Annotated in this window: 13 protein-coding genes and 1 tRNA gene; 8 read left to right on the top strand and 6 right to left on the bottom strand. The window is 44.5% G+C overall.

Features of this window, described 5'->3' with window-relative positions:
- Positions 1-346: 346 nt before the first annotated feature.
- The gene (gene psbD, locus GJB62_RS21915; protein WP_012409998.1) at positions 347-1,402 is read right to left on the bottom strand and encodes a photosystem II D2 protein (photosystem q(a) protein); all 1,056 of its coding nucleotides are present in this window, start codon (positions 1,400-1,402) and stop codon (positions 347-349) included.
- Positions 1,403-1,749: 347 nt separating this feature from the next.
- On the opposite strand from psbD, the gene GJB62_RS21910 reads away from it, so the two are divergent.
- From GJB62_RS21910 to GJB62_RS21880, 7 genes are all read left to right on the top strand, one after another.
- On the top strand, positions 1,750-2,022 hold the full coding sequence (locus tag GJB62_RS21910; protein WP_012410874.1) for a hypothetical protein: 273 nt from the start codon (positions 1,750-1,752) through the stop codon (positions 2,020-2,022).
- 13 nt (positions 2,023-2,035) lie between these two features.
- Complete coding sequence (locus tag GJB62_RS21905; protein WP_114082780.1) at positions 2,036-2,713, top strand: energy-coupling factor ABC transporter ATP-binding protein; 678 nt, start codon at positions 2,036-2,038, stop codon at positions 2,711-2,713.
- A 271-nt stretch (positions 2,714-2,984) separates the two neighbouring features.
- Complete coding sequence (locus tag GJB62_RS21900) at positions 2,985-3,536, top strand: NYN domain-containing protein (RefSeq protein ID WP_114082779.1); 552 nt, start codon at positions 2,985-2,987, stop codon at positions 3,534-3,536.
- Between the two features lie 145 nt (positions 3,537-3,681).
- Positions 3,682-3,753 (top strand) — tRNA-Asn (locus GJB62_RS21895).
- A 24-nt stretch (positions 3,754-3,777) separates the two neighbouring features.
- Complete coding sequence (locus GJB62_RS21890; RefSeq protein ID WP_209271452.1) at positions 3,778-4,953, top strand: aminotransferase class V-fold PLP-dependent enzyme; 1,176 nt, start codon at positions 3,778-3,780, stop codon at positions 4,951-4,953.
- Positions 4,954-5,213: 260 nt separating this feature from the next.
- A complete protein-coding gene (locus GJB62_RS21885) occupies positions 5,214-6,290 on the top strand; it encodes an AAA family ATPase (protein WP_114082777.1) in 1,077 nt (358 codons plus the stop codon).
- A gap of 2 nt (positions 6,291-6,292) precedes the next feature.
- On the top strand, positions 6,293-8,677 hold the full coding sequence (locus GJB62_RS21880; protein WP_114082776.1) for an ATP-binding protein: 2,385 nt from the start codon (positions 6,293-6,295) through the stop codon (positions 8,675-8,677).
- A gap of 600 nt (positions 8,678-9,277) precedes the next feature.
- On the opposite strand, the gene GJB62_RS21870 is transcribed toward GJB62_RS21880, so the two are convergent.
- Entirely contained in the window at positions 9,278-10,117 is an 840-nt protein-coding gene (locus tag GJB62_RS21870) for a M56 family metallopeptidase (protein WP_114082775.1), read from the bottom strand.
- Positions 10,117-10,536, bottom strand: coding sequence for a BlaI/MecI/CopY family transcriptional regulator (locus tag GJB62_RS21865; protein WP_114082774.1), 420 nt, complete (start codon positions 10,534-10,536; stop codon positions 10,117-10,119). The genes GJB62_RS21870 and GJB62_RS21865 overlap by 1 nt, the downstream gene beginning before the upstream one ends.
- Before the next feature lie 337 nt (positions 10,537-10,873).
- Between GJB62_RS21865 and GJB62_RS21860 the strand changes: the two genes are divergently transcribed.
- On the top strand, positions 10,874-11,614 hold the full coding sequence (locus GJB62_RS21860) for a 2-phosphosulfolactate phosphatase family protein (protein WP_114082773.1): 741 nt from the start codon (positions 10,874-10,876) through the stop codon (positions 11,612-11,614).
- Between the two features lie 83 nt (positions 11,615-11,697).
- Here GJB62_RS21860 and rfbD read toward each other — a convergent pair whose 3' ends face one another.
- From rfbD to GJB62_RS21845, 3 genes are all read right to left on the bottom strand, one after another.
- Complete coding sequence (gene rfbD, locus GJB62_RS21855; RefSeq protein WP_114082772.1) at positions 11,698-12,588, bottom strand: dTDP-4-dehydrorhamnose reductase; 891 nt, start codon at positions 12,586-12,588, stop codon at positions 11,698-11,700.
- Positions 12,589-12,825: 237 nt separating this feature from the next.
- Positions 12,826-13,371: a dTDP-4-dehydrorhamnose 3,5-epimerase gene (gene rfbC / locus GJB62_RS21850; RefSeq protein ID WP_147262523.1), complete on the bottom strand. Its 546-nt coding sequence runs from the start codon at positions 13,369-13,371 to the stop codon at positions 12,826-12,828.
- Positions 13,372-13,487: 116 nt separating this feature from the next.
- Positions 13,488-14,564 (bottom strand): glucose-1-phosphate thymidylyltransferase, encoded by a 1,077-nt coding sequence (locus GJB62_RS21845; protein ID WP_114082770.1) that lies wholly within the window; start codon positions 14,562-14,564, stop codon positions 13,488-13,490.
- Between the last annotated feature and the right edge of the window lie 46 nt (positions 14,565-14,610).

Genomic DNA, 14,610 nt, shown 5'->3' with positions numbered 1-14,610 from the left:
AGGCTAACTTTTAGAGAACAGCCCCGGCACACAGCCGGCTAACTGCAACCTGATGACCCACGCATTTACTACTTTCTATCATGGGCATCACCTCCTTATTGCCTAAGCGGTCTTAGTTTTAAAAGGGCAGAGATTTACTCTGGGTTCATAACCTTCACCTAACATAACACATAAATTTAGAGATATTAGCTATATATAAAAAAATCTCCCACCAAAAGGCGGGAGATGACTGGAGAATGGGGAATATTGACACTTTATTAGCTTATGCCAAGGAGATTATTTAATCTGGCTGATGTCAATTTTCGGCAACCATAAAACTGATTCAAGTCATGATCAGCTTTTAATACTACAGAGCATTACCGCGAGGTAGAACTTCCTCAGGGAATACAAACTGTTCGTGGGGTTGATCTTGAGGAGCCATCCAAGCGCGGATACCCTCGTTCAGCAAAATGTTTTTGGTATAGAAGGTTTCAAACTCAGGGTCTTCCGCCGCCCGTAATTCTTGGGAGACGAAATCATAAGCCCGCAGGTTGAGTGCTAAACCGACGATGCCGACGGCACTCATCCACAAACCTGTGACTGGCACGAACAACATAAAGAAGTGCAACCAGCGTTTGTTTGAGAAAGCAATCCCGAAAATCTGTGACCAGAAACGGTTTGCTGTCACCATTGAATAGGTTTCTTCAGACTGGGTGGGATTGAAGGCGCGGAAGGTGTTAGCACCATCTCCGTCTTCAAACAAGGTATTTTCTACCGTGGCTCCGTGAATGGCGCACAATAATGCACCACCCAATACACCAGCAACACCCATCATGTGGAAGGGGTTGAGTGTCCAGTTGTGGAAGCCTTGCAAGAATAGCAGGAATCGGAAAATTGCCGCTACGCCAAAGCTGGGTGCAAAGAACCAGCTTGATTGTCCCAAGGGGTACATCAGGAATACACTGACGAATACTGCAATGGGAGCTGAGAAGGCGAGGGCGTTATAAGGACGGATTCCTACTAGACGCGCAATTTCAAATTGCCGTAACATGAAGCCAATCAAACCAAAGGCTCCGTGTAGGGCAACGAATGGCCACAAGCCACCCAGTTGGAACCAACGGGTGAGGTCGCCTTGGGCTTCTGGGCCCCACAACAGCAATAGGGAATGTCCCATGCTGTCGGCTGGGGTGGATACTGCCACTGTTAGGAAGTTAGCACCTTCTAGGTAGGAGGAGGCTAATCCGTGGGTATACCAAGAGGTGACGAAGGTGGTGCCGGTCAGCCAACCGCCTAGTGCTAGGAAGGCGCAGGGGAATAACAGTATCCCTGACCAACCTACGAATACAAAGCGATCGCGCTTGAGCCAGTCGTCTAGAACGTCAAACCACCCTCTACTGGGCGCACGTCCAACTGCGATGGTCATTAGAGCAAATCTCCAAATGTTTATAAGTACAGGTTGTATCTGTATTATAGATGGCTAAATAAAAGCCTTCTATAAGCAGAAAGTTAACCGGGTTGTTAACCAAGTTTACAATTTTTTACACACCTTTAATCATATTAGGTGTAAATCGCTAATTTTTCTAGGGGTTTTGTAATAAAATTTAATTTTTTATCCAGATGAGGTAGATAAAGCAGGTGAGCAGAGAGGAAAGAGGTAATTTGAATTCTCCCCCTTGCGCCCTGCCCCTCTGCCTCTTCCAAATACCCATTTCCCTAGAATCAGTCAGCTGACGCTAAAATGAGTCCACAGTTAAATTTGATTATTGCTAAATGTTTACCATCGATTTAAGCATCAGAAACACTGCTTTCCCTATCTCGGTACAACGTAAGTCAGCAGAGGATGCTGAGGCTGTCTATCAGCTAATTTTGGCAGCAATCCGTTCTGGGAATCCTGACATTGTGGAACTCAAGTGTGAGGGCAAGACAGAGAAAAAAATTGCTGTCCGCGCTAGTGAAATTTCTGGGGTGCAGATTGTTCAGAAAGATGGTACAACCCCTGGTGGTGGCAGACCACCTGGATTTTTCGCTGTAGCTGCTGAGTAACCAAGGTTGACAAATGGCTCAAGTGGGCATTGAGGTCAAGGATTTAAATTTCAGTTGGCCAAATGGAGAGAAAGTTATCAAATCTTGCTCTTTAGAAGTACCCAAGGGTGAGTTTTGGATGCTCTTGGGTACAAATGGCAGTGGAAAATCAACGTTACTTAGACTGCTGGCAGGGTTATTGGCTCCTGAATCTGGGGAAATTCGGGTTTTGCACCCCGTTGGCTTTGTTTTCCAAAATCCAGACCATCAACTAGTGATGCCAACGGTTGGTGCTGATGTGGCTTTTGGATTGGTGGAAGAAAAGTTGCCACCTGCTGCCACTAGAGCCAGGGTTGAGGAGGCGCTGGGAGCGGTGAATTTGCTTACCCTCCAACGACGACCTATTTATGCACTCTCTGGCGGACAGAAACAACGAGTGGCGATCGCAGGTGCGATCGCCCGTCGCTGTGAAGTCTTATTATTAGATGAACCCACTGCCTTACTAGATCCAGATAGCCAGTTAGATTTAGTTGCTAGTGTCCGTCGGCTTGTCAAAAGTCGAGGGATAACAGCCTTGTGGGTAACACATCGATTAGACGAGTTAAATTACTGTGACGGCGCTTTTTTGTTAGAAAAAGGCTCTCTGGTAGATAAAGGTGAAGCCCAACGCCTTAAACAACGTCTGATGGAGGTACACAGCGAAGCCTCTTAATTGAGTGCTGAGTAATGAGTGCTGAGTAATGAGTAATGAGTGAATAAGTACAATGAATTGTACTTAGCACTCCTGAATACTACTAAGAAAGAACTGTAACGCGCCTTTTAAATAAAGGCGCGTTTTAAGTTGGTGCGTCTATCTTAGGTTGTAGTTTTGTGAGGTTGCCGTATTTTTTATTCTGTGTAGCATAGTGTTACAGACAATGCATCAATTATTATAAAACTTATGAATGAATTTTGTTAACTCTAGAAAATTGTGATTAAAAACCATGCCCCGTTCCTTACTCCAAGCCGTTTTGTTAGTGGACGGCTACAATATAATAGGCGCTTGGCCTTGCCTTAAAAAAACGCGTGATAGCGTTGGATTAGAGGCCGCACGGGGCGAACTTGTGGAAGCAATGACTGGTTATAGTGCGTTTCAAGGTTATACAACTCAGATTGTTTTTGATGCCCAATATCAGAATTCTTCTAGCAATAAAGAAATAATTACTGAGCTTTTATCAGTTTATTACACTGATTTTGGGCAGACGGCAGATACTTACATTGAAAAATCCTGTGCTTCTTTTCGTCACCAAATAGCCCAATCTTTAATTTCTCGTGTAATTGTTGCTACATCAGATCGGGCGCAGCAGTTGATGATACAGGGGTATGGGGCTGAATGGTTGTCGGCGCAACAACTTTGTGGGGAAGTGGAAGCTACTGTCTGCCGGATGCGACAAAAATATCATACGCGCAAGCAATCGAAGAGTAGATTTTTAGCTAATGCTATTGATGCTAAAGCACGGCAGCGTCTGGCTGAATTACGAATGGGATTACAGTAGATAATCTAGTATCTAAGAGTCTCTGCTTAAGTTCCTGAATGGATTTTGGCTTCAAAAATTATCTAAATTAAGCATCTAAAAAAAATATTGGCGAAAGTACTTGCCAAATCTTATTTTTAGCCCTACTATTATAAATCGTGAGTGGTCCTCAGTAGCTCAGTGGTAGAGCGATCGACTGTTAATCGATTGGTCGCTGGTTCGAATCCAGCCTGGGGAGTTTATCAATTTTGGATTTTAAATTTTGGATTCTAGATTATCCATCACAGACTTATGGTCGCTTGACTCGGCTGTGACTTTTCTGAATCATGGGTCTTTTGGTGCTTGCCCTAAACAAGTGCTGGAGTTTCAACAAAGATTGCGATCGCAGTTAGAACATGAACCCTTACGCTTTTTTGGTAGGGAGTGGGAACCTCTGCTAGATGATGCCAGAAGTAAGCTGGCGGCGTTTGTGGATGCTGATGTGCAGGATTTGGTATTTGTCCCCAATGCGACGACTGGCGTTAATTCGGTGTTAAGGTCGCTGACGTTTTCACCAGAGGACGAAATACTTACAACCAACCACGAATATAATGCTTGCCGCAACGCACTTGATTTTATTGCCAGTCGCACTGGTGCGCGGGTGGTAGTGGCAAAAATCCCTTTCCCGATTGACTCGCCACAGCAAGTAATCGCAGCAGTAATTGAGCGAGTTTCAGCAAAAACCCGATTAGCACTTTTGGATCATATTACCAGCCAGACAGGGTTAATCTTCCCGATTCAAGAGTTGGTGAAGGAGTTGCAACAACGGGGTGTAGATACATTGGTAGATGGGGCCCATGCGCCTGGAATGATTCCCCTCGATTTGCGGGAGATTGGGGCAACTTATTACACGGGGAATTGTCATAAATGGCTGTGTGCGCCCAAAGGGGCAGCATTTTTGTATGTGCGGCGAGATAAACAGTCAGAAATTCGTCCTCTGACAATTAGCCACGGAACAAACTCGCCACGCACTGATAAAAGCCGCTTTCAGTTGGAATTTGACTGGACAGGTACAGACGATCCTACAGCTTATATGTGTGTACCGGAAGCGATCGCTTTTATGGGTTCATTGCTACCTGGTGGGTGGACAGAATTGAGACAGCAAAATCATCAGCTAGTGTTGCAGGGAAGACGGCTACTTTGTGAAGCGTTAGAAGTGCAGCCGCCTTGTCCAAAGGAGATGATTGGTTCAATGGCAGTTGTGCCAATGCCTACGACTTTGGAAAACCGCGATTTCATGTCTGTACACGATGAGTTGTTTGATAAGTTTGGTATTCAAGTGCAGGTGATGCCGTGGCAAGAACAACCTCGGCTGTTGGTAAGGATTTCGGCGCAGATTTACAATACTTTAGAGCAGTATGAGTATTTGGCAAAGGTATTAAAGGGATTGTGCTGTTAATCTAGTTTAGGAAACTGGCGATCGCATCAAGGGTATGTTTTGCACTTGTAGCAGTAAATATTGGGTGATTTGCCAAATAAATATTTTTATTAGATGCCACGTTTAAGGCAAGAGACGCTATGAATCGCCGTCTCTACAAATCGGTCTTTCGTAGATAGCGGGATTTATCGCGTCTTTGCGATCTGCAAAGAGATTATGGGGCTAGTGCTATTGTTTTAGGTGATTGCACTTAAATTGCTGAAACTAGGATAACGCTTTACATGACTTCTGGAGCGCCGCCTTCTAATCCTTTTGTGGCTGCGGGGATGATTGAAGATCCCAGGCTGTTTGTCGGTCGTAAAGATGAATTACACGCGATCGCATCTCGGATGAAGGGCGATCAGCCTACAAGTATTAATATAGTTGGTGACAAGCACATTGGTAAATCTTCGTTGCTGCATTATTTCGTTCTGACTTGGCAGCAGCGAGTATTAAACAACAGCAATAATTATGTGGTAATTTACCTACCGTTACGGGGTGTAGATTGCCAAACTGAAACGGGTTTCTATGAGGCTGTAGCTGAAGGTTTACTGAGTCACGTTCAGGGATGGCAACAACGCAGTCTGCAAAATTGTTGGAAGACTAAACCGCTTAATCGTCAAGCTTTTTCAGATGCGGTTAAGCAATGGAAACAGCAAGGAAAGTTACCTGTTCTCTGTCTGGATGATTTTGAAAGCCTTTTGAAATATCCCGATAAATTTGATAATGGATTTTATGACAATTTGCGATCGCTGATGGATAGCAACGCCTTGATGCTAGTGGTGGCTTCGCGTAAACAACTGGATGTTTATGCTAACGAGCATCGGTTTGTCTCTAGTTTTTTCAATATTGGTCACACTATTTCTTTGAATGAACTAACTACAGATGAGGCTATTGAACTGTCGCGCTTACCAACTCGCTCTACTAATGGTGCAGCTTTGAGTGTAGATGAACAGAGTCATGCCCAGCAATGGGGTAGTCGTCATCCTTACAAGTTGCAATTGGCTGGTTCCTATTTGTGGGAAGCACGTCAACAAGGCAAAGCAATCAAGTGGGCGAAACAGCAGTTTGAACAACAGCTTGCAGATCCTAAATCCAAAGCAAAGGGACAGGGATGGCAATTATGGCTGCATTGGCTAGTTTGGGATTTACCAGTACGTCTGGGTAGAATAGCCAAGTTCATTGGTGGGGCTGTTGATGATGTGAGCAACTGGATTATCGGGATGGTAATTCTGCTTTTGCTCGTTTTGGTTTTGGTGGGTGTGCTGCACTGGAATGAAGTTTGGGATTTTGTGCGTGACAAGCTGGGGATAAAGTAGCAATGAGTAACGCGTCTCCAACATCAGGCTTTTGGAATTATGTCGCTGAATGCGTGCGCCTGTTGTATTGGATTTACTTTAAGCCTTTTACTTTTGAACGTTGGCTGCGTGATATTCATCCAGAACTGAAGCCGAGAGATAACCCCTTTAATAAACGGGCTGAGTTTCGTACTAACCCCCGCCTGCGTCGCTATGCTAGGCAAGTTTGGTGGCTAACTGCTGTAGTTCCAATGTTTGCCATGTTGCTGGTGGCACCAATTTACACTTTGGTTAGTGGTGAATCATTTAACTGGCTTATAAGCTGTGTTTTTTTGGCAGGCTGGTTTATAGGAAGGGTTGTAGACCGTGGCGGTAATAAAAATAGGCTAGTTATTTTCCTTATTGCTGTCCTTAGCATGTTTTTGGCATATCAATTTTTATCAAACGTGGTTTTCGGCGTAGCGTTCGGCGTGGCGTTCGGTGTGACGTTCGGCGTGGCGTTCGGCGTGACGATAGGCGTGACGATAGGCGTGACGTTCGGCGTGGCGATAGGCATGGCGATAGGCGTGGTGGGAAGCGTGGCGTTCGGCGTGGCGTTTGGCGTGGCGATAGGCGTGGTGCGAGGCGTGGGGGTAAACGTGATGCGAGGCGTGGCGTTCGGCGTGGCGGGAGGCGTGGCGTTCGGCGTGGTGGGAAGTGTGGCAGGAGGCGTGGCATGGATTTTGGGTGTGTTGCGGGTTTACTTCTGGTTGCCAGAATTACTATGGATACTCACCCTGTTCTTGTTGTCTCGCAATGGGAAGCGGGTAAATTGTTTGCGATATCTGCCCCCACGCTTTGATGAATTGATTATTTTGCCTCTGCCTTTCATGGATGTGATGATTGTGGAGGCTTATCGAAAGAACCCAATCGCTGCCCGTGAGACTATGAATTATCTAATCTCTTCCACCAACCAGCAAAAAGTTGCAGCACAGGCAATTTCTGGTATTGCTGGAGATATTCTCAATCGTTGTCAGAGGTTGAGCGATATTGTAGAAATTGCCAACCAACTAGCGTGGATTCCTTCACCACCACCAAAGGAACTTGGCGCTGTACTGCCCCAATTTTTGGAAATCAGCCAGAATGTACGGGCATCAGAGGAAGCAACTTCACCTTTTCGTAAATATGAGTTACTCAATATTCCCATCACTGCATTACGCCAACTGGGGCAAAGTCTAGCTTTGACTAAAGATGCTCGCGTTGCTGTCTCTTTTGGCAACACTTCACAAAGCTGGCTAACTATACTAGAGACGGCGCAGCGCACTTTAAACGAACAGGCACAGCAATCAAAAGAAATTCGCCAAGTTTATATTGCTGGTAACTCGCTAGACCCCGAAACAGCGAAGAATCGTTTCAAAGGGCGAAAGGACATATTTGAGGAAATCGAATCGTTGGCGCTTTCTGAGCAACCGCCAGTGTTGTTACTCTACGGAGGGCGGAGGACAGGGAAAACCTCAGCGCTGAAGTATCTACCTTACAGAATAGGAGCAAATATTGTACCTTTGCTGGTAGATTTACAAGGAGCAGCATCAGCCACAACCTTAAAAGGATTGGCTGAAAATTTAGCTCAACAAATTATCGAAGCTGCACGGCGATTACCCCGCACAGTAAAGTTACCTTATCCAGATGCCAAGAAACTAGCTGAAGATCCATTTCCCGCGCTGCAAACTTGGTTAGCAGAAATAGAACGCAGCAACTCTGGTAAGCAATTTCTCCTCTGTCTGGATGAATATGAACGCCTCGGTGAGGTAGTGGAAGCAACAAGCAGCCGTGCGCCTCTCAATTTTATTCGTAACCTGGTGCAACACCAACGTAAGTGGATTTTACTTTTTAGTGGTTCACAGGAGTTATCTGAACTTAATGATTACTGGAGTGACTATCTAATTAACACCCGTGCTTTGCGAATGACTTACTTGCAAGAGTTAGAAGCCCGCGATTTGATTCAACAGCCAGTAGAAAACTTCAGCGATATCTATGAACTAACTGCTGTAGATGAAATTATCCGACTTACTCGCTGTCAACCTTATCTCGTTCAGTTGGTGTGTTATGAGGTGGTAGAGTTGCTAAACCGCGATATCAGAAGAAATAGGCGAGAAGCAGATACAGCAAAAGCTACGGCACAGGATGTTCAAGAAGTTATACCTGTTGTGCTTGAGCGAGGCGATCAGTATTTTAGGGAATTATGGAAGAGTTTAGCAGATAGCGATCGCTCTCTCCTGCGCCGGATAATCCACGGGGAAACTCCCACACAGCAAGACAAAGGCGTTGTCCGCAAACTAACGCGAAAAGAAATCTTGACTCCAGAAGGCAATGCTTTCCAAGTGCCTTTGGTGCAAAAGTATATAGAACAGTTGCTAGAAGAAGAGTGATATAGACAATTCTATTTAAGTTGCGAAATTAGTCCTAGAGGCAGGCAATAGGCAATAGGCAATACAATAATCAGTCCTTTGTAGAGACGGCGATTTATCGCATCTCTTGCTTTAACCGAACCGTATTGAGAGTTTACCCACTTTCAAAAACATGGGTGTAGGAGAGAACAAAGTTTTCATTGTTATTGTCGCAACCGATATCGCTACAGTCATAACGGAAGCTCCTACAAACTACGCAAAACACGGAAACGTGAACGCAGAACCTCCTACAGACTACGCAAAACACGGAAACGTGAACGCGGAACCTCCTACAGACTACGCGAAACACGGAAACGTGAACGCAGAACCTCCTACAGACTACGCGGAATACGGAAACGTGAACGCGGAACCTCCTACAGACTACGCAAAACACGGAAACGTGAACGCAGAACCTCCTACAGCGAAGGCAGAAGTTGCTACCGTCATAGTTTCGTGCCGTAATAGCTTTTTAACGGGACTTCTAAATAAAAAATATCCCATTATTCATAGTCAACAGTCAAAAGTCATCAGTCAGCAACTTCAAGCGGTTGTTTTTATTTTTTGGAGTTTCCTAAATTCAATTTAACTATGAAACATCACAGTTACTAAAGGTAACAAAGCTAACAGAAAGCCATGCCAGGATTGTAATTGAGCTTCTGGAGTTGGTTCTGGTGGTGCTAATAGAGCTTCTACTCTTTGTTCTAAACGATCTGCACCAGAGGAACCTAACGCAGCACAGCAAATTTCTGATAAGACGGGGCCGCTACTAACTACTAATAAAAGTGATTCCGCTAACACCAGAGGGTCTACCTGCAATGCTGCATAACCGTCAGCACGGAGTTCGCGCAAAGCTAACAATTCTTCCCATAAAGGCTCTGTATTCGGCAACCATGCGGTGCAAGAACGCACCCAACCCAGCCAGAAAAACCAGAATGTATCCCTGTAATGGTGATGCCCTTGCTCATGGGCTAATACGCTTTCTAAATGAGCCGGTGAGAGAGTTTGTACTAATCCTTGGCTAACCACTAGTTCTGGTTGCCAAAAACCGATTTGACCTGCAAACAACGCACCTGTTTGCAGCAGTCTGGCTCGTCTATCGCCAACATTTACTAAAGGACAGTTACGGGCAGATTCTACAGACTGCCAACCCTGGAAGGCAAGTTTAATACATGAAATGGCAAAAAATGCCAAATAAATTAATGCTAGTAAATAGCTAATTGAGCCTGTATACATGCCGCCCATTTGCCCTTGAGGCCCCATGAACAGCACAGCGATCGCAGTCATGAAAATTAGCAAAGGCGGGAAGAGAAACAAAAATAGCGATCGCTGCCACCGCAGATTCCAATTACCTTGGTGTTGATTCCAAGCGGATCTTAACCACCAGGCAACTGCCAAAGAATTCAAAATCATTATCAGATGCATCATTTTTCCTCGCTGGCTTGGCGTGCAGATTGAATCCGTTTGGCGATCGCTGCTATTTGCTCACTAGCTGCTTCATCCAGACTATCAGCAAAGGCTGCAACAACATCGGGGTTCCCCACCGCCAGAAATCGCTGTAACTGCTCGTGAGCTTTGATGACATCTGATTGCTGCTTACTCAGCATTGGCCGCCAATAGAATGCCCGCTCTTTTTTATCGCAGGCTAACCAACCTTTATCAGTGAGGCGACGTAAAACAGTGGTGACAGAAGTATAGGCTAATTCGCGGTTGGGATCGGTCAAAATGCGATCGTGTACATCCTTGACTGTGGCTGAACCAAGTTCCCAGATGATATTTAAAATTTCCGCTTCCAACGGGCCTAAAGATAGTTGTTTAGGGCGGTAGTCTGGTAAAGGTGCCATAGCGATTTAGATTTGAGATTTTGGATAAGCGGAGTGGAGGTGAAAATTTCGGTTTTTGTTTGGCAAGGTTAGTCAGTATGTGTAGTGGTGCTAACTTGGAATGCCAAATACAGTTTTAGAAAGTCTGTTCTTGTTTTAGATTACAGGATAATGCAGTAAGTCTGAAAGTCTATAAGCATAAAAGTAGACTTTTGAGTGTTCATTATATATTGAATGGGTTGCATAGTGCATTCTGATGCTAAAAAAATCCCTGAGAGTAATTGTAACTATAGTTAGTGTCACCAACTGGGTAGAATGTTATTTGCGGAAGTTGTATTAAAGCAGGTGTATCCAGCACGTGAAGCTATTTGTATACCACACTCCTGAATTGACTCCAACGGGTAAAGCGCCAGAATGTGCGATCGCAGTCGATGTTTTGCGGGCTACTAGCACAATAGCGACAGTTTTGGCAGCTGGAGGCGAAGCTGTACAAGTATTCAGCGATTTAGACAAGTTAGTTGAAGTTAGCGAAAAATGGCCCGCTGAAAAACGGCTGCGAGCTGGAGAACGCGGTGGCGCGAAAGTACCTGGCTTTGAGTTGGGTAACTCTCCCCTCGATTGCACACCAGAATTAGTGCAGGGGCGACGGTTGTTTATCAGTACCACAAATGGCACTCGTGCTTTACAACGGGTACAAGACTCCCCAAATCTCTTAGCAGCTGCCTTGATTAACCGGGCGGCGGTAGTGCAATTTCTCCTAGAAAAACAACCAGAGACAGTGTGGATTGTCGGTTCCGGTTGGGAAGGTAGTTTTTCTTTAGAGGATACAGTTTGTGCGGGTGCGATCGCTCATAGCATTTTACAACAAACACAGTTGTCACCAGAAGAACTAGCTGGTAACGATGAAGTGGCTGGTGCGATCGCTCTTTACTCTCAGTGGCAAGATAACTTATTAGGATTATTCCACCAAGCTAGTCACGGACAACGATTGTTGCGTCTTGACTGTCTAGATGATTTAAAATATTGTTCCCAAACTGATATTTTAGATGTTTTGCCAATACAACATGAAACGGGAGTATTAAAAAGTCAAAGGAAATAGGGAATGGGTAGTGAAGAAGGGAATAGGGTACAGGTTACAGGGTATAGATTATTTTCTATTACCTGTCACCTGTCACCTCTCCCCTAATCTTCATTCCCAATTTTAAAATCTGTGAGCATTTGCCGAAGTCTTTGTCGCCAATGAGGGGCATAAGTCCCTAGAATTGCAGAAATTTTCCCACAAGCAAGCACAGAATAGGCTGGGCGACAAGCTGGTGTCGGATATTCGGTAGTTGTAATGGGGACAATACGTTCAACTTTCAAAGGGAAGCCTAGCTGTTGGGCTTCTTCAAAAATGGCAACTGCAAAGTCATACCAGCTAGCAACGCCGCTATTAGTGTAGTGATAAGTGCCACTAATTTCTGAGGTTAACTGAGGAATCGTCTGGGCGATGACTGTGGCTATATCTTGCGCCCAAGTCGGGCTACCAATTTGATCGGCAACAACACGAAGTTCTTGGCGTTCTGCACCTAGTCGCAGCATGGTTTTGACAAAATTACTTTTGCCAAAGGTTCCATAAACCCAAGCAGTGCGGAGGATGAGGTGATGGGCGCAAGTTTCCCGAATTGCTTTTTCTCCAGCAAGTTTGGTTTTACCATAAACACTCAAGGGATTAGTTACATCGGTTTCCTGGTAAGGACGATACCCATTACCATCAAAAACATAATCGGTCGAAATATGAATTAGAAAAGCTCCTAATTTTTGGCTTTCTTGGGCAATAATCAGGGGTGCAGTAGCATTAATAGCGATCGCAAGTTCGGGTTCGCTTTCGGCTTTGTCTACAGCAGTGTAAGCAGCAGCATTAATAATGATTTGCGGCTGCTTTGCTCTGATAAAGTTGCGGAGGTTATCGGGTTGGGCAAGGTCTACTATTGGGCGTGCTACTGAGGTAACATCGCCATAGCTTGAGACGATTTGTTCTAGTTCCTTACCCACTTGACCGTTGCTACCAATCAGCAAAATTGATTTAGTCATTTGTCACTTGTACTGAGCGTTCGTGTAGCGTCTCGTAGAGAAGCCGAAGTATTTGTCATTTGTTCAAAAGAAGCCACGCCCACTCTTTAACGTGGTTTGAATTAGTTCGATGAAAGACAAAGTTTTTCCGCACACTAGAAAAGTAAGCTTAGGGTATAGCAAGAAGCTGGGTATCTGACAAAATCCAATAACCAATGACCAATGACCAATGACCAATAACCAATGACCAATGACCACTTAATCAAATACTTCAGCAGTTCTCAAAGGTTTCCCGGCTTGGTCTTTAGCTGATAAAATCGGTGGTCCACTCAGGGGCCAATCTATCGCTAAATCTGGATCGTTCCATAGAATTGTGCGATCGCCTTGGGGTGCGTAGTAATCTGTAGCTTTGTAGAGAACTTCGGCTATTTCTGAAAGCACAAGAAACCCGTGAGCAAAGCCTGGTGGTATCCACAGTAGACGTTTGTTCTCAGCACTGAGTTCATAACCCACCCATTTACCGAAGGTAGCTGAACTTTTTCTAATATCTACAGCTACGTCAAAGATAGTGCCAACAATAGCTCGGACAAGTTTACCTTGGGGTTGTTGAATTTGGTAATGCAATCCCCGCAGAACGTTTTGTTTAGAGCAAGAGTGGTTATCTTGGACAAAGTTGGCAATAATACCAGTATCTTGAGCAAATTTTCGATCGTTGTAGGCTTCAAAAAAGAATCCGCGATCATCTGCAAATACTTTGGGTTCGAGTTGTATAACTTCGGGAATTTTGGTCTGTACAATACTCATCAATATTATTTCGAGTAACCCACCACAGTGTTAATTGTGAGAGTAATTTAATGCTTGTATTTTACAGCTAGCAGGTAACACTTCGACCGTGGCTTTTCCTCTTTTCAACAAGTAAATCAGGTTAGTTCAATTTGACAGTCATCGCCAATTAGAAATCGCAAGGCTTTGGGGCGGCGAGGTGCAAGAGTCAATTGTGCCCGTTGCCCAATGACACTATCAATAATGCGCTGATGAATTCCGGCAATTTTAGCACCTTCTAAAATCACGCTATGTTCTAAATCAGTATCAATAAGTGTCGCATTGTTGGCAATGCTACTATAAGGGCCAATAAAGCAGTTTTCTAAATGACAATTGCTACCAATGACTACTGGCCCCCGAATTGTGCAGTTAATTACTTTAGATTTTGCACCGATTTGGACTCGTCCAATAATCTGACTTTGGGCATCAATTTCGCCAAGAACTGATGCTGTCAGATAGGTATCGAGAATCAATCGATTAGCTTCTAATAAGTCATCTTTTTTACCAGTGTCAAGCCACCAGCCCTGAAGATTATATGCTAAAACTTGCTTATTCTGATTAATTAGGTATTGAATAGCATCAGTGATTTCTAGTTCGCCTCTGGCAGAAGGTTGGATATTTGCGATCGCATCAAAGATGAGGTGAGAAAAGAAATAAACCCCTACTAATGCCAGATTTGAAGGAGGAACTTTGGGTTTTTCAATTAACTGTAATACCCGTCCTGTATCATCTACCTCAGCCACACCAAAGGCGCTAGGGTTGGCAACTGAACGCAAGAGAATCAAAGCATCTGGCTGTTGTTGGCTAAATTGTTGCAGGAAGTAACGTAATTCACCTAGTTGAATTAGGTTATCGCCCAAGTACATGACAAAGGGAGAATTTTCTAAAAACGGATGGGCAATTTGGACGGCGTGAGCAAGTCCGAGTGGCTGCTCTTGTACGATGTAGGTTATGTTTGCTCCAAAGTATTCTCCATTTCCGGTTTTCCCTTGGACTTCTGCTCCAGTTTCCGGGCTGATGATAATACCAATATCAGTAATCCCAGCAGCGACCATTTCTTCAATGCCATACCATAAAACAGGTTTATTAGCAACTGGTACGAGTTGTTTGGCTCCGCTATAAGTAAGGGGACGTAGGCGTGTACCTTTTCCACCAGAGAGAATTAGTGCTTTCATAGGGATTTTTCATTTTTCATTTGTTATTCTCCGCGTTCCTGCGTTC

The organism is Nostoc sp. ATCC 53789, from assembly GCF_009873495.1.
Lineage (GTDB): Bacteria > Cyanobacteriota > Cyanobacteriia > Cyanobacteriales > Nostocaceae > Nostoc > Nostoc muscorum_A.
Note: the sequence above shows the minus strand (reverse complement) of the source record. Positions and strands in the feature narration are given on the sequence as shown.